Source organism: Azospirillum sp. OGB3 (genome assembly GCF_014192915.1).
GTDB lineage: Bacteria > Pseudomonadota > Alphaproteobacteria > Azospirillales > Azospirillaceae > Azospirillum.
Map to the genome: position 1 here is coordinate 334857 of NZ_JACHYN010000003.1, position 19662 is coordinate 354518.

The 19662-nt window shown below is 69.5% G+C and carries 16 protein-coding genes; 9 read left to right on the top strand and 7 right to left on the bottom strand.

Annotation, left to right across the window (positions count from 1 at the left end; genetic code table 11):
* Nucleotides 1-8: 8 nt before the first annotated feature.
* Nucleotides 9-899 (bottom strand): LysR substrate-binding domain-containing protein, encoded by an 891-nt coding sequence (locus FHW79_RS09015; RefSeq protein ID WP_183178595.1) that lies wholly within the window; start codon nt 897-899, stop codon nt 9-11.
* A gap of 102 nt (nt 900-1001) precedes the next feature.
* Between FHW79_RS09015 and FHW79_RS09020 the strand changes: the two genes are divergently transcribed.
* On the top strand, nt 1002-1751 hold the full coding sequence (locus FHW79_RS09020; RefSeq protein ID WP_183178596.1) for a sulfite exporter TauE/SafE family protein: 750 nt from the start codon (nt 1002-1004) through the stop codon (nt 1749-1751).
* A 3-nt stretch (nt 1752-1754) separates the two neighbouring features.
* Here the strand turns inward: FHW79_RS09020 and FHW79_RS09025 are convergent, their stop codons facing one another.
* The 3 genes from FHW79_RS09025 to FHW79_RS09035 are packed head-to-tail and all read right to left on the bottom strand — an operon-like array spanning nt 1755 to nt 6734.
* Entirely contained in the window at nt 1755-4901 is a 3147-nt protein-coding gene (locus tag FHW79_RS09025; protein ID WP_183178597.1) for an efflux RND transporter permease subunit, read from the bottom strand.
* 16 nt (nt 4902-4917) lie between these two features.
* Complete coding sequence (locus FHW79_RS09030) at nt 4918-6078, bottom strand: efflux RND transporter periplasmic adaptor subunit (protein WP_183178598.1); 1161 nt, start codon at nt 6076-6078, stop codon at nt 4918-4920.
* Nucleotides 6075-6734, bottom strand: a complete 660-nt coding sequence (locus FHW79_RS09035; protein WP_183178599.1) for a TetR/AcrR family transcriptional regulator — start codon at nt 6732-6734, stop codon at nt 6075-6077. The genes FHW79_RS09030 and FHW79_RS09035 overlap by 4 nt, the downstream gene beginning before the upstream one ends.
* 342 nt (nt 6735-7076) lie before the next feature.
* Between FHW79_RS09035 and FHW79_RS09040 the strand changes: the two genes are divergently transcribed.
* Entirely contained in the window at nt 7077-8162 is a 1086-nt protein-coding gene (locus FHW79_RS09040) for a lytic transglycosylase domain-containing protein (RefSeq protein ID WP_183178600.1), read from the top strand.
* A 214-nt stretch (nt 8163-8376) separates the two neighbouring features.
* The gene (locus tag FHW79_RS09045) at nt 8377-10380 is read left to right on the top strand and encodes a methyl-accepting chemotaxis protein (protein ID WP_247884242.1); all 2004 of its coding nucleotides are present in this window, start codon (nt 8377-8379) and stop codon (nt 10378-10380) included.
* A 39-nt stretch (nt 10381-10419) separates the two neighbouring features.
* Here FHW79_RS09045 and FHW79_RS09050 read toward each other — a convergent pair whose 3' ends face one another.
* Complete coding sequence (locus FHW79_RS09050) at nt 10420-10770, bottom strand: hypothetical protein (protein WP_183178601.1); 351 nt, start codon at nt 10768-10770, stop codon at nt 10420-10422.
* A gap of 179 nt (nt 10771-10949) precedes the next feature.
* Between FHW79_RS09050 and FHW79_RS09055 the strand changes: the two genes are divergently transcribed.
* Nucleotides 10950-11939, top strand: a complete 990-nt coding sequence (locus FHW79_RS09055; protein ID WP_183178602.1) for a small ribosomal subunit Rsm22 family protein — start codon at nt 10950-10952, stop codon at nt 11937-11939.
* Between the two features lie 6 nt (nt 11940-11945).
* Here FHW79_RS09055 and FHW79_RS09060 read toward each other — a convergent pair whose 3' ends face one another.
* Nucleotides 11946-13064, bottom strand: coding sequence for a DNA topoisomerase IB (locus FHW79_RS09060; protein WP_183178603.1), 1119 nt, complete (start codon nt 13062-13064; stop codon nt 11946-11948).
* Nucleotides 13065-13209: 145 nt separating this feature from the next.
* Here FHW79_RS09060 and FHW79_RS09065 point away from each other — a divergent pair, with 145 nt between their 5' ends.
* From FHW79_RS09065 to FHW79_RS09075, 3 genes are all read left to right on the top strand, one after another.
* The gene (locus tag FHW79_RS09065; RefSeq protein WP_183178604.1) at nt 13210-13521 is read left to right on the top strand and encodes a hypothetical protein; all 312 of its coding nucleotides are present in this window, start codon (nt 13210-13212) and stop codon (nt 13519-13521) included.
* A gap of 74 nt (nt 13522-13595) precedes the next feature.
* Nucleotides 13596-15221 carry an alpha-amylase family glycosyl hydrolase gene (locus FHW79_RS09070; RefSeq protein ID WP_183178605.1) on the top strand — a complete coding sequence of 542 codons (1626 nt, stop codon included), beginning with the start codon at nt 13596-13598 and terminating at the stop codon, nt 15219-15221.
* Between the two features lie 167 nt (nt 15222-15388).
* Nucleotides 15389-16495: a TRAP transporter substrate-binding protein gene (locus FHW79_RS09075; protein ID WP_137140999.1), complete on the top strand. Its 1107-nt coding sequence runs from the start codon at nt 15389-15391 to the stop codon at nt 16493-16495.
* A 61-nt stretch (nt 16496-16556) separates the two neighbouring features.
* Here the strand turns inward: FHW79_RS09075 and FHW79_RS09080 are convergent, their stop codons facing one another.
* Nucleotides 16557-17177, bottom strand: a complete 621-nt coding sequence (locus FHW79_RS09080; protein WP_183178606.1) for a glutathione S-transferase family protein — start codon at nt 17175-17177, stop codon at nt 16557-16559.
* Between the two features lie 205 nt (nt 17178-17382).
* Between FHW79_RS09080 and FHW79_RS09085 the strand changes: the two genes are divergently transcribed.
* Both FHW79_RS09085 and FHW79_RS09090 read left to right on the top strand, forming a co-directional pair.
* Nucleotides 17383-19215, top strand: coding sequence for an extracellular solute-binding protein (locus FHW79_RS09085; RefSeq protein ID WP_183178607.1), 1833 nt, complete (start codon nt 17383-17385; stop codon nt 19213-19215).
* Nucleotides 19216-19232: 17 nt separating this feature from the next.
* Nucleotides 19233-19637 (top strand): response regulator, encoded by a 405-nt coding sequence (locus tag FHW79_RS09090; RefSeq protein ID WP_183178608.1) that lies wholly within the window; start codon nt 19233-19235, stop codon nt 19635-19637.
* Nucleotides 19638-19662: the final 25 nt, after the last annotated feature.

Sequence of the window (19662 nt, forward strand, 5' to 3'; positions counted from 1 at the left end):
GGCGAAGGCTAGGTGGCGCCGCCGGCCAGCCGCGTCACCAGCTCGCGGCTGTGGCTGGGCAGGGCGCCCAGCCGGCGGACGCAGACGACCAGCGAGCGGACCGCCCAGGGGTCGGTCAGGCGCACCGTGCGGATTTTCGTGAAGCGGCGGCAGCGCTTCGCCGAGGCTTCCGGGACGATGCCGAGCCCCACCCCCTGCTCGACCATCCGGCAGATCCCGTCGAAGCCGCGCACCCGCACGCGCAGCTTCAGCGGGCGGCCGGCACGGATGGCGTGCTCGTTGATGTGCTGCTGAAGGGCGTTGCGCGTCGCCAGCCCGACGAAATCCTCCTCCAGAACCTCGCGCAAGGCGACGCTGCGTCGGTTGGCCAGCGGGTGGCCGTGCGGGGTGACCAGCACCATGCGGTCGGTGCGGAAAGGAAAGACCTCCAGCCCCGACAGGTCGGCGTGATCGGACACCACCCCGGCGTCGGCCAGACCCTCCGCCACCGCCCGCACGATCTCGTGGCTGGGCCTTTCCTCCAGATCGATGTCGATGTTGGGATGGGCGGCGAGGAAGGGCGCCAGGGCCTCCGGCAGGAATTCCGCCAGGGCGGCGGTGTTGGAGAGCAGCCGGACATGGCCCTTCAGCCCCTTGGCGTAATCGCCCAGCTCGCCGCGCATCCGCTCCACCTGCTGGAGGAGGAGGCGGGCGTGATGGACCAGCGCCTCACCCGCCGGGGTCGGGCGGACGCCGCGCCGTCCGCGCTCCAGCAGCGGCACGCCGAGCGTCTCCTCCATCCCGCGGATTCGCGCGCTCGCCGAGGCGAGGGCGAGGTGCGTGCGCTCCGCGCCGTGGGTGATGCTCTCCGCCTCCGCCACGTTCAGGAACAGCCGCAGGTCGGTCAGGTCGAAGCGCATGGGCGGGTCTCCGGCAGGATAGAGCAGCCTTCGTCCAGCCCGAAGGCTGACTGCGTGACATCCACATTGCCGGAAGCCGTGGCCGGGCTTCAAGTGGTGAGCATGACCGACCTTCCCCTCCTCATCGTCGCCGCCATGGCCCTGACCTTCCTGCTGGCCGGGTTCGTCAAGGGCATGATCGGCCTGGGCCTGCCGACCGTCGCCATGGGTCTGCTCGGCCTCGTCATGCCGCCCGCCGAGGCGGCGGTGATCCTCATCGTGCCTTCGCTGGTGACGAATCTCTGGCAACTGGCCTTCGGCCCCGGCCTCGGCGCCACCATCGAGCGGTTCTGGCCGATGATGCTGGGGATCACGCTGGGCACCTGGGCCGGGGCGGGGCTGCTGGCCGGCGCCTCGTCGGGGCAGGCGGCGGCGGCGCTGGGCGGGGCGTTGGCGCTCTACGCGGTGGCCGGGCTGGTGAGGCTGCCGTTGCGGGTTCCGCCCGCAGCGGAATCCTGGCTGTCGCCGCTGGTTGGCGTGGCGACCGGTGTGGTGACGGCGGCCACCGGGGTCTTCGTCATCCCCGCCGTGCCCTATCTCCAGGCGCTCGATCTGGAGCGCGACCGGCTCATCCAGGCGCTCGGCCTGTCCTTCACCGTGTCCACCCTGGCTCTGGCCGCCGGGCTGGCGCAACACGGGCTGTTCGACGGCACGCTGGCCTGGGGCTCATTGGCCTCGCTGCTGCCGGCGCTCGCCGGGATGGCGCTCGGCCAGAGCCTCCGCCGGCGGGTGCGGGCGGAGGTGTTCCGGCGCTGCTTCTTCCTCGGCCTGCTGGCGCTCGGGCTGTTCCTGATGCTGGAGCATCTGGGGTGATGACTATTCGGCAGCCGTGCCCTGTGCGGCCGTGCCGTGCGCCACCGCGTCCGGGTCCTTGTGGGCGAACCAGCGCTTGAAGCGCCGGGACAGCGCGTCGAGGTAGGTCAGGATCACCGGAACCACCAGGAGGGTGAGCAGGGTGGAGCTGATGAGGCCGCCGATCACCGCGTGGGCCATGGGGGCGCGCTGCTGAGCGCCCTCGCCGATGCCGAGCGCCAGCGGGATCATGCCGAAGATCATCGCCATGGTGGTCATCACGATGGGGCGCAGCCGGATGATGCCGGCCTCCACCACCGCGTCGCGCAGGTCCACCCCGCGGGCGCGGGCCTGGTTGGCGAAGTCGACCAGCAGGATGGCGTTCTTGGTCACCAGACCCATCAGCATGATGAAGCCGATGGCGCTGAAGATGTTCAGGGTGGAGCCGGCGACCAGAAGCCCCAGGAACACCCCGACCAGCGACAGCGGCAGCGACATCATGATGGCGATGGGCTGGAGGAAGCTGCCGAACTGCGAGGCCAGGATCAGGTAGATCAGGATCACCGCCAGCAGCAGCGCCTGGGTGGCGTAGGCCGACGTCTCGGCGATGTCCTTGGTCGAGCCGCCGAAGACGATGCGGTAGCCGGGCGGCAGCTTGATCTCCGCGATGGCCGCCTGAAGCTCCTTGCCGGCGTCGCCCGCCGGGCGGCCCTGGACGTTGGCCTGGACGTTCACCTCGCGCGACAGGTCGCGGCGGTTGATCTGCGAGGCGCCGAGCGTCGTCTCGACCCGGCTGACCTGCGACAGCGGCACCATGCGCGGCGCCCCCTCGGCGTCGTTGGAGCCCGTCAGGTAGATGCGGTCGAGGTCGGCGCGGCCCACCCGGTCGTTTTCCGGCAGGCGGACCAGCACGTCGTAGGTCTCGCCGTCAGGCGCCTTCCAGGTGGACACCTTGTCGCCGGCGAAGAGCGGACGCAGCGTGTTCGCCACCTGCGCCGTGCCGACGCCGAGATCGCTCGCCAGATCGCGCTCCAGCCGCACCGACAGGGTCGGCTTGGCCGCCTTCAGGCTGACGTCCACGTCCACGAAGCCGCGGATGCCGGCCATGGCGGCGGTCACCTGCTTGCCGATGCGATCCAGCTCCGCGATGTCGCGGCCTTGGACGGACACCTGGATCTGCTTCTGCACGCCGCCGACGCCGGGAATGCCGATGCCGATCTGGACGCCGGGGATCGCCGACAGCCGTTCGCGCAGCGGCGGGGCCAGGGTGTTCGGGGTGCGCGTGCGCTGGTCGATCGGCTTCAGCCGGACATAGACGCTGCCCCGGTTCTTGCCGACCGACGCACCCGTGTTGACCGTGGAGTAGGTGTAGGCGACCTCCGGAAACTCGCGGATCGCCGCCTCGACCTGCCGCAGCTTGGCCGCCGTGTAGTCGAGCGACGACCCGACCGGCGTCTCCACATCGACGATGGATTCCCCGAGGTCGGCGGCGGGCACGAACTCGACGCCGATGCGCGGCACCAGGAAGAAGCTGCCGACGAAGATCCCGAGCGCCATCAGCAGGACCAGCCAGCGCCAGCGCAGCGCCCAGCGGAGCGTCCGGCCATAGACCCGCGCCAGCGCGTCGAAGGCGGCCTGGAAGCCCGCCGCGAAGCGCCCGAAGACGCCGCGTCCGTGTCGCCCGTGGGCCGCCGGGTCGTACCACAGGCTGGACAGCATGGGGTCCAGCGTGAAGGACACGAACAGCGAGATCAGCACCGCCGCCGACACGGTGATGCCGAACTGCAGAAAGAAGCGCCCGATGATGCCGCCCATGAAGGCCACGGGCAGGAACACCGCCACGATGGTCAGCGTGGTCGCCAGGACGGCCAGCCCGATTTCCTTGGTGCCGTCCAGCGCCGCCTGCCGGTGCCCCTGGCCCTTGCCCAGGTGGCGCATGATGTTCTCGCGCACCACGATGGCGTCGTCGATCAGGATGCCGATGGCCAGCGACAGCGCCATCAGCGTCATCGTGTTCAGGGTGAAGCCGAAGGCCGCCAGCACGCCGAAGGTGCCCATCACCGCCACCGGCAGGGTCAGCGCGGTGATCACCGTGCTGCGCCAGGAGCCCAGGAAGACCATGACGATGGCGATGGTCAGCACGCCGCCCTCGACCAGCGTGCGCTGCACGTTGCTCAGCGAGTTGGTGATCCCGCGCGAGGTGTCGCGCACCACCTCCAGGGCGACGTCGGAGGGCAGGGAGCCGTCGCGGCGCAGCTCGTCCAGCGCCTTGTAGAGGCCGCGCGCCACCTCCACCGTGTTGGAGCCCTGGATCTTCACCACATCGACGGCCAGCGCCGGCTGTCCGTTGAACAGGGCGACCGAATCCTGCTCCTCCTGGCCGTCGAGCACCTCGGCGACTTGGCGCAGCCGCACCGGCTCGCCGCCGCGGCGGGTGACGATGATGTCGAGAAGTTCGCGCGGGTTGATGACGCGGCCGTCGACCTGAACGACGCGCTCCGCCCCGTTGCCGGAGACGGTGCCGGCCGGGATGTCCTGGTTCTCGTCGCGGATCGCCGTGAGGACCTGATCGACGCCGACGCCCAGCGCCTCCAGCCGTTCGGGGCGCAGCCGCACCTGAACCTGCCGCTTGACCCCGCCGGCGATGGTCGCCCGCCCGACGCCGCGCACGTTCTGCAGGCGCTTCAGGACGATCTGGTCGGCCATGGTGGTCAGGTCGCGCAAGGACCGGATGTCCGACTTGACCGCGAGGGACAGGATGGGCTGGTCGTCCGGGTTGAAGCGGGTGATCTGCGGGTCCTTCACCTCGTCCCGGAACCTGGGGCGCAGGGCCGACACCTTCTCGCGCACGTCCTGCAACGCCTGGGTGGAGGCGGTCTTCAGGTCAAACTCGGCGATCACCACCGACTGGCTCTCGTAGGAGCGGGAGGTCAGCGTCTTGATGCCGGCGATGGTGTTGACCGCGTCCTCGACGGGACGGGTGACGTCGGTCTCGACCGATTCCGGGCTGGCGCCGGGGTACTCGGTGGAGATGACGACCAGCGGGAAATCCACGTCGGGAAACTGGTCGACGCCCAGCCGGTTGTAGGAGAACAGGCCCAGCACCATCAGCGCCACCATCATCATGGTGGCGAAAACGGGGTTGTCGACGCTGATGCGGGTGATCGGCATGGCGCGGCCCGCTCCCTTACGAATCCACGACCTTGACGGCCCGCCCGGCGGTCAGGCCGGGCAGGGGGGCGGTCACCGCCAGATCGCCGTCGGCCAACCCGCGCACCTCAACGAGATCGCCGCGCGACCAGGCGCCCAGCACCTCGACCTTGCGCCGCTCCACCCGGCCTCCGGAGACGACCAGCACGAAGTCGCCGTCCTGGTCATGGCGGACGGCGGCCGGGGGCAGGGCGAAGGCGCCCTCCACCTCGTCGACCACCGCGTCGCCCGCGGCGAACATGCCGCCGCGCAGGGCTCCGTCGGCGTTGTCCAGCACGATGTAGACGGGAATGGCGCGGGTGCCGGCGCGGGCCATCGGGTTGATGCGGGCGATCTGACCGGAGAAGTCGCGCTCGCCGAAGCCCTCCACGCGCAGCCGCACGGTCTGGCCGGGCTTCAGCCGGGCCACGTCGTCGGCGGGCACCGCCGCCTCGACCTCGACACGGCTGAGATCGACGACGGAGAACATCTTGGCGTTGACCGCCAGCGTCTCGCCGGGGTTGACCGCACGCTCGGCGACCGTGCCGTCGATCGGGCTCGCCACCACCGCGTCGCGCAACGCCTTGCGGGCGAGGTCCACCTGGGCCTCCAGCGCCGCGACGGTGGCCTGCTGGAAGCGGAAGGTGCTCTGCGCCTGATCCATGTTGGTTTCCGACACGATGTCCTTCTGGCGCAGCGCCAGATTCTTGGCGCGGGTCTTGTCGGCCAGCACGAGTTGCGCCTTGGCACCCTCCAGGTTGCTCAGCTTCTCGTCCAGCTTGGCCTGAAGCTCCACCGTGTCGAAGCGGGCCAGCACTTCGCCCTTGCGGACGGCCTGCCCCTCGCGCACCGGCACCTCGACCAGCCGGGCGGCGACCTCCGACTTCACCATGGACTGCTCCATCGGCTTCACCGAACCGCTGAGCCGCACCAGTTCGGTCAGGCGGCGCGGGGCCATGCGGGTCAGCTCGACGGGCGACAGCTCCACCGCCCGCTCCGCCGGGGGCAGGCTGGCCGCGGCCGGCGACACCGCGTCGTGGCTGCTCGTCACCTTCCAGGCGACGCCACCTGCGGCCAGCGCCCCGGCGATCAGCAGGGGCAGCAGCAGGCGGCGCCGCGGCTTGGCGGCGGGACCATCGGTACGGGCGGCGTCGATCATGGGGTGCGGTCCTTGGGTTCGGCCCTCAGCCCGTTGAGGACGAGGTCGAGATAGGCGTCGAGGTAGGATTCGGCGGAGGCCGCGGCGGGGTCCGGCTCGAAGGGGCGCAGCGAGTGGTTCCACAGCGAGAGCATGCTGAGCGGGGCGGCGATGACGCGGGCCATCTGCTCCACATCGACGGGGCGGAACTCTCCGCGCTCGATGCCGCGGCGCAGGATGCGCGCGAAGAAGCGCCGCCCGCGCAGGACGACCTCCTCCATGTAGAAGCGGGCGAGGTCGGGGAAGTTTTGCGCCTCGGCGATGACGAGCTTCGACAGCCCGGCGTTGGGGCTCTGCTCCATCTCCCAGAAGCCGTGGGCGAGGCCGCGCAGGAACTCTTCGCTGCTGCCGGTGAAGCTGTCCAGCAGGTCCTCGCCCATCTGGAACTGCGGCAGGATGGACTCCCGGACGACGGCTTTGAACAGCCCTTCCTTGTTCTCGAAATAGAGGTAGGGCAACCCGACGCTGACGCCGGCCCGGCGCGCGACATGCTCCAGCTTGGTTGCGGCAAATCCGCGCGAGATGAACAGGTCGCGCGCCGCCTCGATCACCTCGGCGGGGCGGGCCTCCTTGCGCCGGGACCGGCGTGAGGGGGGAAGGGGAGAGCTGTCGGGCATCGGTGCGAAGCTATAAATGAACGTTCATTCAATATGGAATGGTCATTGAAAAGTCAAGCGGTTGACGGGCGCTGCGGCGATCGGCCCGCAAGTTTAGGGCGTGACAGGAATGGGTCTCTCGCCTGCCTCGGCAAAGACGGCAACAGTGCCAAATGGGGCAGAAAAAGGGCCAATACGGATGAACAGCATTTGCCTGAAAACCATTCCAATGGGCTATGAAAAAGGGAAAGGCCGTGGAATCAGGACATTACACCCGCCTTGTTGCTTGACAGCCGACACCATTACATCGCAAAGAGAGGGTAACGCTTTCGATCTTTGTGCAACAAGCACGGACCCCTCCTCGTGGCTTATCGCGACTTCACCGCGGCCCGCGCCGCCGGTGCCGCCCTGATTCTCGCCCTCGGCTTGGCGGGTTGCGCCTCGAACGCTCCGGAAACGGCGGAACTTGCCGTCAAGGCCCCGGAGGTGGCCGAAGTCCCGATTGATCTGAACGACCCGCTCGGCCGCTGGGTCCCCCACATGCGCGAGGCGTCGGAGCGGTTCGACGTGCCGGAAAAGTGGATCAGGGCCGTGATGATGCGCGAAAGCGGCGGGCGCTCCGTCGTGAACGGCCGCACCATCACCAGCCATGCCGGCGCCATCGGGCTGATGCAGGTGATGCCCGGCACCTACGACATGATGCGCACGCAATACGGGCTGGGGTCCGACCCGTCCGATCCGCGCGACAACATCCTGGCCGGCACCGCCTACCTGCGCGAGATGTACGACCTGTTCGGCGCGCCGGGCTTCCTCGCCGCCTACAATTGCGGCCCGGCCTGCTACGCCTCGCATCTGGCGGGCAAGCAGCGGCTGCCGCGCGAAACCCGGATGTACATCGCGGCGTTGACGCCGAACCTGCGCGGCGCGGCGCCGCGCGAGCCGTCTCAGGCGGCGGGCGCCAGCGCGATCGAGGTCGCCATCGTTCCGGCGAGCGCTCCCGCGCCGACGCCCGTGGCGGTGGCTGCCAAGCCCGCCACCAAGCCGGCGGCTCCGGAACCGGTCGCCGTTGCCGCGGTGGTGCCGGAACCGGTGGCGCCGGTGCCGCAGACCCCGGCCGCCCTCGCGCCGGTCGCCGTGGCCGCCCTGGAACCCCGCCCGGCTCCGCTGGTGGTGGAACCGAGTGGCCGTGGCGAAGCCCGCCCGCCCGCGGAGTTCGTCGCCGCCACCGACCGGGACGCGCCAACCGCGATGGCGGCCCGGACCGGGCGGACGCCGTCCCGGACGGTGGAGACCCTGGTCGCCGAGGCGATGCTGCCGCCCCACGCGGTCGGCAAGGGCGAGCGGGTGGTCATCCGCTTCGTGTCCCAGCGCAGCGGCGGCTGCGGCAGCCTGGAGGGCCGCGACCGCGTCTGCGTCGCCCTGGCCGGAGGGGAGGGCGCCGGCCTGTAACGGTCCCTTCCGCTTCCATTTCACAGCATCGGCAACAACCAGAGGCGGCGCCCACCGGACGGTCGGGCGCCGTCTTCGGTTTTCCACAATAGCCTCACACCCACGTCCCCGAGCATATAGGTACTCAAACAATAAAGCCCCGGAGGAGCCGCCCCAGTGCCGCCCATCCGGAACAACGAAGAGTTCGGGGGAACGCTGCGGATGAGGTGCGGAGATGGTATCCGGTACAAGTGAGCGGGCGAAGCGCTCGACCTTTCAAGTCGTTGTGGTGGATTGCCTGATTGCGGGCGTCGTGGTGGCCGCCCTGGCGGTGTTCGGCGGCATGACCGCCATGGAGGCGACGCGCATCGCCGACGGCAACGCCGAGCTGGCGCAGCGGGTGGCCGAAAACCAGAGGATCGCGCTGGAGGCGGAGCGGCTCGCCAAGCTGGGCGAGGCGGTGATCGCCAGCGGCGACGAGGCGACGCGCGCCGAGGCGCTGAGCGGCCTGGACGCCCACGCCGCGCGGATGTCCGCCAACGCCGAGCCGGGCATCGCCCAGACCGTCGCCAAGGCGGTCGCGGCCAGCCGGGATGCCGCGACCATCGGCGCCAAGGTCGAGGCGCTGGACAAGAAATTCGGCTTCAACATCAGCCGCGCGGAAAGCCTGTCGGGCGACATCGCCCGCGGCCTGTCCGCGGCGATGCGCGCGACGACGCAACCGGCGGACGAGCAGGCGCTCGCCACGCTCTTCTCCACCATCCGCGACGCCAAGTTCCTGCTGACCCGCCTGCCGTCCCAGCTCTACCCGCCGGCGGTCGGCAACGACCTGCGCCAGTTCCGCGAACACATGGCCAAGGCGATGGAACTGCGCCGGCATCTGCCGGACGCCGACGAGTTCGAGAGCGTCGCCGACGACATCGCCTCTTTCGCGGCACTCGACGAGACCTTCGCGCAGCGCACCGAAACGCTGCGCCTGACCACCGACGCCCACGCCCACAACCAGGAGGTCCGGACGCTGGTCGACGGGCTGGTGCAGGGGATGAACGCCGCCTCCGACGCGGTGACCACGCGCAGCCAGGAGGGAGCCGCGGCGCTGACCGCGGTGCTCGACCGGCTGACGCTCATCGCGCTGGGCGCCTTCGTGGTGATCGGGCTGATCGGCGGCCTGAACATGCTGCTGGGCTACCGCTTCATCATGCAGCCGGTGCGCGACGCCAGCCGGGCGCTCCAGGCGCTGACCCGCGGCGAGGGCGCGGTGAACCTGCGCCCCTCGCCGCTGCGCGAGATCGCCGACATCCATGGCGCCGTCGAGGCCTTCCGCGAAGCGCTGGACGCCCGCCAGCGGGCGGAGGAGACCCGGCGCGAGCAGGAGCGCCGGGCCGAGCAGGAGCGCCGCGCCCTGATGGCGACGCTGGCCAACGGGCTGGAGCGCACCGTGCAGGCGGTGGCCGGCTCGCTGTCCGTGGCGGCGTCGGAGGTCACCGGCTCCGCCCGCGCCGTCGCCGGCATGGCGTCGGACACCGCGCAGCGCACCCGCGCCGCCGCGGACGCGGCCGGCACGGCGACCAGCAATGTTGGTGCCGTTGCCTCGGCCAGCGAGCAGCTTTCCGCCTCCATCGACGGGATCGGCCAGCAGATCGCCCAGTCGCGCAGCGTGGCGGAGGACGCCGTCGCCGAATCCCGGCGCGCCAACGGCCTGACCAAAGGACTGTCGGACTCCGCCCAGAAGATCGGGGAGGTGGTCGCCATCATCACCGCCATCGCCCAGCAGACCAACCTCCTGGCGCTCAACGCCAGCATCGAGGCGGCGCGGGCTGGCGACGCCGGCAAGGGCTTCGCCGTCGTCGCCACCGAGGTGAAGGCGCTCGCCTCCCAGACCGCCTCCTCGACGGAGGAGATCGCCACGCTGGTCCACGGCATCCAGCAATCGACCATGGGGGTGGTGGAGGCCATCGCCCGCATCGGCTCCACCATCGCCGTCATCGGCGAGAGCGTGTCCGGCATCGCCGCGGCGGTCGAGCAGCAGCGCCAGGCGACCTCGGAGATCACCCACAACGTGCGCATCGTGGAGTGCATGAACACCGACGTGTCGTCGAACATCGGCGACGTCAGCCGGGTGGCGGTGGACACCGGGCGCTCCGCCGACGCCATGATGGGGGCGGCCGACCGCCTGTCGGAGCTGGCCGGGACCCTGAACGGCGCGGTGGACGATTTCCTGCGGCAGGTGCGGGCCTGACGCCGGAGCGTCGGACCGGAGCGCTTTCCGGCGCTCCGGTCACCGGAGCTTCGAGCGGTCGCCCTTGTGGGTGTCCAGATACGCTTGCAGCTTGGGATCGTCGAGGACGGGCTTTCCATCGACGCCGTAGATCAGGCAGGGAACGCCCTTCGAATTGGTTTCGCAGACGCTGATGGCGGTGGCTTCCGACGGCCCGGCGCAGCCGCCGAAATCCGGGCAATAGACGATTCCGACGGCGCGGCCATTCTCGCTGACCGCGAAGGCCTTGGCGTGGGGGATGGCGGCCCAGTCGGCAAAATACTGCATGGCCGCGGGGGACATGCCGATGGGCTTTTGTGCGTAGGTCGTCTGGCAAGCGGCGAGCATCGTGATGCACGTCACAAGCACCATGGCATTTCTTTTCACAAAGTCCCCCTCGTGCGCGTCTAACCTGCGGGGGAATATCTAATAATGAATTCTTCTTATGGGAGCAACGCGCGTGATGCCCGTCCGCTCATTGTCCATTCCCGAACGGGCGGGCGGCGTGCTAACAGGCGGAACGACGACCACGCCTGCCCCCTCCCGGACCCATGGAACTCCCCCCTTCGCTCCGCCACGCGGTGGACCGCGCGCTCGACGGCATCGCCCTGTCCGACCTGAAGCGCGCGGCGGACCGCCTTTCCCAGCGCTACCGCGCGGAGGTGCGGGACGGGCGTTTCCACCTGTCCGACGATCTGGCGGCGCGGGCCTACCTTGCCACCCGCCTGCCGGCGACGTTCGCCGCCGTGCGCTCCAGCATGGCGGCGGTGGCCGAGGCGCTTCCCGATTTCGCTCCGGTGACCGCGCTGGATGTCGGGGCGGGGCCGGGAACGGCGCTATGGGCGGCGTCGGACTGCTGGGCCAGCCTGGACGACGCCCTGCTGATCGAGGGCAGCCCGGCCATCCGCGCGGTCGGCGAGACGCTGGCGCAGGCGGCGGCACCGGCGCGGATCGCCTGGCGGGCCGGCGACGCCGCCGGGGACCTGCCCGATCTGGAGCCGCGCGATCTGGTGACGCTGGCCTATGTGCTGGACGAGCTGGCGGAGCTGGCGCGCGACCGGCTGGTCGACCGGCTGTGGTCGCTCACCGCCGGGACGCTGCTGATCGTGGAGCCCGGCACGCCCGCCGGCTGGGTGCGGATCGTCCGGGCGCGGGAGCGGCTGGTTGCTGCCGGCGCGCATTTGGTGGCGCCCTGCGTGCACAGCGCCGCCTGCCCGCTGGCGGCGCCCGACTGGTGCCATTTCTCCCGCCGGGTCGCCCGCTCCCGCCTGCACCGCATGGCCAAGGGGGCGGAGGTGCCGTGGGAGGACGAGAAGTTCGTCTACGTCGCCGCCTCCCGCCGGCCCGGCACGTACCCCCACGCCCGCATCATCGCGCCGCCCTGGAGCGCCGGGAACGGGCGCATCGGCTTCAAGCTGTGCGGCCGGGACGGCGCCCGGACGGAGCGGATTCTCGGCAAGCGCGACGGCGCCGCCTTCAAGGCCGCGCGCCGGCTGGACTGGGGTGACGGCCTGTCGCTGACCGCCCCCCCGGAGACCTGACGGTTCCTACGCCGCGCGCCGCCGCCGGCTCTCGCTGGCGCGGGACCGCCGCTCGCGCTCCAGCCGACCACGCAGAAAGGCCAGCACGGCGGCCTCCTCGGCCTCCAGCTCGGGAAGCTCCTCGCGCAGCTCGGTCTCGACCTCGCGGGTCAGGGAGTCCAGCAGGTTGCCTTCCAGATAGGCGTCCAGAATCTCCGGGTGAACGTAGCTCTTGCGGCAGACGCTGGCGGTGTTGCCGAGACGGGCGGCGACCTGCTCGATGGCGTGGGTGACGTTGCGTTTGGCCTTGGCGGTGCTGTCGAAGGTCTCGAACTCGCGCAGCGCCATGGCGGCCAGGACGGTGCCGGCCCAGGTGCGGAAGTCCTTGGCGGTGAAGTCCTGTCCGGTGGCGGCGCGCAGATACTCGTTCACGTCGCCGGAACTCACCGCGTGGCGCTGCCCGTCGCGGTCGACATACTGGAACAGCTCGTCCCCCGGCACGTCGCGGCAGGCGCGGACGACGCGGGCGAGGCGGCGGTCCTTCAGCGCGACGTTCCATTCCTTCCCGGATTTGCCCTTGAAGGTGAAGCGGATTTCCGAGCCCTCGATGTCGGCGTGGTCGTCGCGCAGGGTGGTCAGGCCGTAGCTGCTGTTCTCCCGCGCGTAGCTTTCGTTGCCGACGCGGATCAGCGTGGTTTCCAGCAGCCGCACCACGGCGGCCAGCACCTTTTCCCGCGGCAGGCCACGGCGGGCGAGGTCGCCGTTAACCTGACGGCGGATGGCGGGCAGGGCGCGGCAGAAGTCGAGCATCCGCCCGAACTTCGTGCCCTCGCGCAACTCGGTCCAGCGGGGGTGGTAACGGTACTGTTTGCGCCCGCGCGTGTCGCGCCCCGTGGCCTGGAGGTGGCCGTCCGGGTCCGGGCAGATCCAGACGCCGCGGTAGGCCGGGGGGATCGCCAGCTTGCGGATGCGCTCCAGCGTGTCCTCCTCGGTCACCCGCGTGCCGTCGGGCCAGCGATAGGAGAAACCCTTGCCGGCGCGGCGTCGCCGGATGCCCGGCTCGTCGTCGCAGACGTAGCTCAGCCCGGCGCAGGCCGCGGCTTCTTCCGCGTCGTTACGGGGATCGGTGACCGTCAAACCGTCCATGCTGGTGTCCCCATCGCTTGCCGCCCGCTGGCGGCTTGGGGGAAACATCGCCGCCGCGTTTTGGTTGCACGGTTGCGGCGGGCGCGCCGTTCGGCGACCATGGCCCCGGCAAAGAGGCCACGCCGGCACCGAAGGGAAGAGGACGATGGACGAGACCAAGCTGACCGCCGCCCTGCCGAACCTGGAGATCCAGATCCTGCACCGGGACGACCCGGAGCGCGGGGCCGAGACGATCGCCGTGCAGATCACCGCCACGCCCTCCTTCGACGCGCTGCGCGGGATGATGGGGCCGGCGCTTCTGGCCTCGGCCAACCCGCTGCTCAATCCGGCCTTCACCAACGCCAACCCGATGCTCTCCCTGTGGATGGCGCCGATGCGTCTGTGGAGCGACGCCGTGCGGCAGGCCTGGGCGCCCTGGCTGCGCCTGACGCCGCCGCCGGGCGGCCGGAAGCCGTGACCAAAACCGGCCCGGTAACCGATCGTTAGGGCTATGGGGGGACCCTTTCCACGAGTCTCGTGTGGAGGGTCCTTATGTCCCAGGCGTCTTCGTGGCTGCGCGGTGCAGCGCTGTACCAGATCTATCCCCTCAGCTTCCTCGACGGGAACGGCGACGGCTGGGGCGATCTGGACGGCGTGCTGGACGGCCTCGGCCATGTGGCGTCGCTCGGCGTGCAGGGGGTGTGGATCAGCCCCTTCTATCCGTCGCCGCAGAAGGACTTCGGCTACGACATCACCGACCACCGGGCGGTCGACCCGCGCATGGGCCGGCTGGAGACGGTGGACCGCATCATCGAGGCGGCGCACGGCCACGGGCTGAAGGTGATCCTCGATCTGGTCTGCGGCCACACCTCGGACGCGCACCCCTGGTTCACTGACAGCCGCCGGTCGCGCAGCGGCGCGTTCGCCGACTGGTACGTCTGGGCCGACCCGCGCCCCGACGGCACGCCGCCCAACAACTGGCTGTCGGTGTTCGGCGGCCCCGCCTGGACCTGGGAGCCGCGGCGGCGCCAGTATTACCTGCACCATTTCCTGTCCAGCCAGCCCGCCCTGAATCTGCACGACGAGGCGGTGCTCCAGGCGCTCGACGACACCGCGGCCTTCTGGCTGGAACGCGGAGTCGACGGCTTCCGCATCGACGCGGTGGACTTCTTCGCCCACGACCCGCAGCTCCGCTCCAACCCCGCCGCGGCCTGGAGCGGGGCGGAGCCGCCGGCCAAGCTGTTCGCCCTGCAGCAGCATCTCCACGACATGATGCACCCCGCCATTCACACCGTGCTGGCCCGGCTGCGTGCGGTGGTCGACCGCTATCCCGACCGGGTGCTGCTGGGCGAGCTGTCGAGCCAGCCGGGCGCGGCGCGGCGCATCGCCGCCTATTGCGGGCCGCAGGGGCTGCACGCCGCCTACACCCTGTCCCTGGCCAAGCAGCCCTTCACCGCGCAGAACTTCGCTGGGGCGCTGACCGGTGTGCCGCAGCCGGAGGCCATCTGCTGGAGCTTCTCCAACCACGATGTCGAACGCGCCGCCAGCCGCTGGCTGCCGCCCGGCGCCGATCCGGAGCGCTTCAACGCCCTGCTGGCCACGCTGTTCGCGGCGCTGCCGGGCACCGTCTGCCTTTACCAGGGAGAGGAGTTGGCGCTGCCCAACGCGGTGCTGGAGGCGGGAGACCTGCGCGACCCGTTCGGAATCGCCTATTGGCCGGACTTCCAGGGGCGCGACGGCAGCCGCACGCCGATGCCCTGGCGGTCCGGCGCCGCCAACGCCGGTTTCTCCAGCGCGGTCGAGACGTGGTTGCCGGTGGCGGAACCCCACCATGCCCTGGCGGTCGACGCGCAGGAGCGGCGTACCGGGAGCCCGCTCGACGTTTGGCGGTCCGCCCTGCGCCTGCGCCGGCGTCATCCGGCGCTGACCCAGGGCGGCGTGGCGGCGGTGGAGGAGGCGGGCAGCGTGCTGGCCTTCGAACGGGCGGCGCAGGACGAAGACCTGCTGGCCGTCTTCAACCTGTCCGACCAGCCGGCGGAATACGCGCTGAAGCGCAAGCCGCCGATGGCGGCGCTCGACCTGCCGCGCCCGCCGGGCGCGCCGGTTCCCGAGGTCAGCGCGGACGGGCGGACGCTGGTCCTGCCGCCGCTCGCCGCCTTCCTGGGGCGGCGCGGCTGAGGCGATCGCATAATCCGTAGGACCAGGGTAGACCTGTCATGCGCATTTGTGCGATGAATCGGAACGAAAACGCTGCTTTGTTACAGTTGTGAAAATTCCCTCGCAACAAGTGGTCCGACGGGCTGCTTGAAACGAAAAGGGAAGGCGGAGTCCACGGGAGAAGAATCGTGAAAAGACGTGCGTTTCTGAAGTCGGCGGGTGCGGGCGCTGCGGCCGCGGGTGCGGGGCTGGCGGTTGCCGGCGTGGCCGCGCCGGCCATTGCGCAGTCGCAGCCGGAAATCCAGTGGCGCCTGGCGTCGAGCTTCCCGAAGAGCACCGACATCCTGTTCGGCGCCTCGGAGCTGATCGCCCGCCGCGTCGCCGAGAGCACGGACGGCAAGTTCCAGATCCGTGCCTTCCCGGGTGGTGAACTGGTGCCCGGTCTCCAGGTGCTCGACGCCGTGCAGAACGGTTCGGTCCAGTGCGGCCACACCTGCGGCTATTATTATGTCGGCAAGGACCCGACCTTCGCCTTTGACACGGCCATTCCGTTCGGTCCGAATGCCCGTCAGACCACCGCTTGGTTCCAGGCCGGCGGCCTGGAACTGATGCGCGCCTTCATGAAGAACCACAACGTCATCCAGTTCCCGGCGGGCAACACCGGCGCCCAGATGGGCGGCTGGTACCGCAAGGAAATCAAGACCGCGGCGGACTTCCAGGGCCTGAAGATCCGCATCGCCGGCATCACCGGCCAGATCATGTCGAAGATGGGCGCCACCCCGACCCAGATCGCCGGCGCGGACGTCTATCCGGCGCTGGAGAAGGGCACCATCGACGCGACCGAGTTCGTCGGCCCCTACGACGACGAGCGTCTGGGCTTCCATCAGGTCGCCAAGTACTACTACTACCCGGGCTGGTGGGAAGGCGGGCCGAACGTCTCGCTCTACGTCAACCTGCAGGAGTGGGAGAAGCTCCCCAAGTCCTACCAGTCGATCCTGACGGCCGCCTGCGCCGAGGCGAACACCTACATGATCGCCCGCTACGATTCGGAGAACGCCAAGGCTCTGAAGCGTCTGGTCGCCAAGGGCACCCTCCTGCGCGCTTACCCGCGCGACCTGATGGAGCAGGCGCACAAGATCGCCTTCGAGTATTACGACGAGTTGGCGAAGACCAACCCGAACTTCAAGACGATCTACGAAAGCTGGAAGCCGTTCCTGGACGAGACCCAGCTCTGGTTCCGCGTCGCCGAGCTGCCTTACGACAGCTTCGTCGCGTCCGCCGGCACCAAGAAGTAAGAGCGTCCCTTTAGAGAATGTGCCCCCATCCGCATCGCGGGTGGGGGCTTTTCTTTTTGGATCAGCCGACGTCCGTCTGCGGCATCAGCGCCATCTGGCGCTTGGCGCCGGGCTGGGCCAGCATGCGGGCGTGCCACGCCTGGACGTTGGGGTAGGTGGCGATGTCGATGTTCGACTCCTCCACGAGGTCGATCCACGGGAACGCAAAGATGTCGGCGATGGTGACCCGCTCGCCCTCGATGAAGGTCCGTCCCGCCAGATGCCGGTCGAACTGGGCAAGCCCGCTGGTTGCCGCGGCGTCGATCCAGGGCAGGGCGTTGGCGTCGCCGTGGAACTTGCGCACCGCGCGGGCGCGCTGGACCGGCAGCAGCACGTCGGCCAGCCAGGACAGCCATTCCGCCAGCCGGAGACGCTCCGCCTCGTCCCGCCCGCCGAACCGGCCGGTCTTCTCCGCCAGATAGGTCAGGATGACGCCCGATTCGGAGATGCTGAGGTCGCCGTGGACCAGGGTCGGGACCCGGCCGAAGCGGTTGATGGCGAGATAATCCGCCGACTTCTGCTGGCCGCCGCGCAGGTCGATGTGACGGTAGGCGTAGGGCACGCCGGCCATCGACAGGAACAGGACGACCCGGGTGGCGGGCTGCGAGTTGAGGTTGCCGTAGACGGTGAATTCGGCGGACACGATCGAAAACCCTCCATGCTGGTCGCGCTTGGCCGCGCGGATTGGCGAAAACCATGACCGCAAGCCCGCCGGGACACCAGAGCAAATCGCGGGGCGCCATGCCGCGGGGTGGGGAAGGGGGTTTCGCACCGCTTTGCCCCTCCCACATGTTATCAGAGCGGAACCGGTGCCGAGCGCTCCGGAGAGAACGATGGGAGGGTGGGGCATGCGCCGTATGGCCGCTGGATTGTTGATCGGGCTGATCGCCGCCGCCGTGGCCGGATCGGCGGGCGCCCAGACACAGAACGGCATGGCGCGGCACGGCATGGCGCTGTACGGCGAGCCGAAATACGGGCCGGACTTCCGGCATTTCGATTACGTCAACCCGGACGCCCCGAAGGGCGGGAAGGTGACGCTCCAGGCCATCGGCTCCTTCGACACGCTGAACCCCTTCACGCTGCGCGGCGTTCCCGCGGCGGGGGCGGCGCTGATCTATGACACGCTGATGACCGGGTCCGCGGACGAGCCCTTCACCGAATACGGCCTTCTTGCGGAAAGCGTGGAGATGCCGGAGGACCGCTCCTCCATCGCCTTCAATCTGCGCTCCGGCGCGCGGTGGCACGACGGCAAACCGGTGACCGCCGAGGACGTGGTGTTCTCCTTCACCATCCTGACGGAGAGCCATCCTTTCTACCGCAGCTATTACGGCGCCGTGGACAAGGTCGAGGCGGAGGGGGAGCGCCGGGTCCGCTTCACCTTCAAGCCGGGCGACAACCGCGAGCTTCCGATGATCGTCGGGCAGTTGCCGGTGCTGCCGAAGCATTACTGGGAGGGCAAGGACTTCCAGGCGACCACGCTGGAGCCGCCGCTGGGCAGCGGTCCCTACCGCATCGCGTCCTTCGATCCGGGCCGCGGCATCACCTATGAGCGGGTCGCCGACTATTGGGGCAAGGACCTGCCGGTGAATGTCGGCCGGAACAATTTCGGCAGCATGGCCTACGAGTATTACCGGGACGCCAGCGTCGCCCTCCAGGCCTTCCGCGGCGGGCTGTACGACTTCCGCCAGGAGAACGTCGCCAAGACCTGGGCCACCGGCTACGACTTCGACGCGGTGCGCGACGGCAAGGTGGTGAAGGAGGAGATCGCCAACGAGGTGCCGGCGGGCATGCAGGGCTTCGTTTTCAACACGCGCCGCCCGGTCTTCGCGAACCCCAAGGTGCGCCAGGCCATCGCCTACGCCTTCGACTTCGAATGGACGAACCAGACCCTGTTCTACGGCGCCTACAAGCGGACGGAGAGCTACTTCGAGAACTCGCCGCTCCAGTCCAGCGGGCTGCCGCAGGGCCGTGAACTGGCGATCCTGGAGCCTCTGCGCGGGAAAATCCCTGCCGAAGTCTTCGAGAAGACCTATCATCCGCCCAGCACGGAGGGCCAGAACGGGCTGCGCCGCAACCTGCTGGAGGCCAAGCGGCTGCTCGACGAGGCGGGGACCGACGTGCGCAACGGGGTGCGGGTCGACGTCGCGACCGGCAAGCCGCTGGACTTCGAAATCCTGCTGGACAGCCCGACCTTCGAGCGGGTGACGCTGCCCTTCATCGAGAATCTGAAGCGTCTGGGCATCCGGGCCAGCATCCGCACGGTGGACACCACCCAATACGAGAACCGCACGCGCGACTTCGATTTCGACATGGTGGTCCATGTCTGGCCGCAGTCCCTGTCGCCGGGGAACGAGCAGACCGGCTATTGGGGTTCGGCCTTCGCGGACCGTCCGGGAAGCCAGAACATGGCCGGGGTGCACAGCGAGGCCGTCGATCACCTGATCGGCGAAATCGTCCGGGCCAACAGCCAGGAGGATCTGAAGGCTGCGGTGTCGGCTCTGGACCGGGTGCTGCTGTGGAACCATTACGTGGTGCCGCACTGGTACTCCGGCGTCTACCGCGTGGCCTATTGGAACCGGTTGAAGCGCCCCGACACCGTGCCGCCTTATTCGCTCTCCTTCGATTCCTGGTGGCTGACGGGCGCCTCGTCCGCGACGGCGGCCGGCAAGACGGCGCCGTAACGGGCGGGACGGACGCTATGAATCCCCATTCTTCGGACGGGACGAGGACCATCCTCGTCGTCGATGACAACGCGCTGATGCGCAAATTGCTGGTCCGTTGCCTGGAGGAAGGCGGCCACCGCGTCACCGAGACGGATGACCCGCGGGGCGTCTTGGACCTGATGCGCACGCTGAAGCCCGACCTGGTGATCATGGACGTGGTGATGCCCGGCCTGTCCGGCGTCGAATTGGTGCGGATGATCCGCGCCGACCCGGCGTTGGCACGCACGCTGGTCGTCGCTGTCACCAATCTGTCGACGCCCACGGACATGCTCCGCTTTTCAAGCGCCGGCTTCGACGGGCATGTGCCCAAGCCGATCCAGCCGAGAGACTTCCTGACGACGATCACCCGCTATCTGGAGGGCAAAGGAGAGCGGATATGAAATTCCTTTTAAAACAGTATCTTAA

Coding starts and splice junctions, on each gene's coding strand:
- FHW79_RS09015 (WP_183178595.1), bottom strand. CDS start 899: ATGCGCTTCGACCTGACCGACCTGCGGCTGTTCCTGAACGTGGCGGAG.
- FHW79_RS09020 (WP_183178596.1), top strand. CDS start 1,002: ATGACCGACCTTCCCCTCCTCATCGTCGCCGCCATGGCCCTGACCTTC.
- FHW79_RS09025 (WP_183178597.1), bottom strand. CDS start 4,901: ATGCCGATCACCCGCATCAGCGTCGACAACCCCGTTTTCGCCACCATG.
- FHW79_RS09030 (WP_183178598.1), bottom strand. CDS start 6,078: ATGATCGACGCCGCCCGTACCGATGGTCCCGCCGCCAAGCCGCGGCGC.
- FHW79_RS09035 (WP_183178599.1), bottom strand. CDS start 6,734: ATGCCCGACAGCTCTCCCCTTCCCCCCTCACGCCGGTCCCGGCGCAAG.
- FHW79_RS09045 (WP_247884242.1), top strand. CDS start 8,377: ATGGTATCCGGTACAAGTGAGCGGGCGAAGCGCTCGACCTTTCAAGTC.
- FHW79_RS09050 (WP_183178601.1), bottom strand. CDS start 10,770: ATGGTGCTTGTGACGTGCATCACGATGCTCGCCGCTTGCCAGACGACC.
- FHW79_RS09055 (WP_183178602.1), top strand. CDS start 10,950: ATGGAACTCCCCCCTTCGCTCCGCCACGCGGTGGACCGCGCGCTCGAC.
- FHW79_RS09060 (WP_183178603.1), bottom strand. CDS start 13,064: ATGGACGGTTTGACGGTCACCGATCCCCGTAACGACGCGGAAGAAGCC.
- FHW79_RS09065 (WP_183178604.1), top strand. CDS start 13,210: ATGGACGAGACCAAGCTGACCGCCGCCCTGCCGAACCTGGAGATCCAG.
- FHW79_RS09070 (WP_183178605.1), top strand. CDS start 13,596: ATGTCCCAGGCGTCTTCGTGGCTGCGCGGTGCAGCGCTGTACCAGATC.
- FHW79_RS09085 (WP_183178607.1), top strand. CDS start 17,383: ATGCGCCGTATGGCCGCTGGATTGTTGATCGGGCTGATCGCCGCCGCC.
- FHW79_RS09090 (WP_183178608.1), top strand. CDS start 19,233: ATGAATCCCCATTCTTCGGACGGGACGAGGACCATCCTCGTCGTCGAT.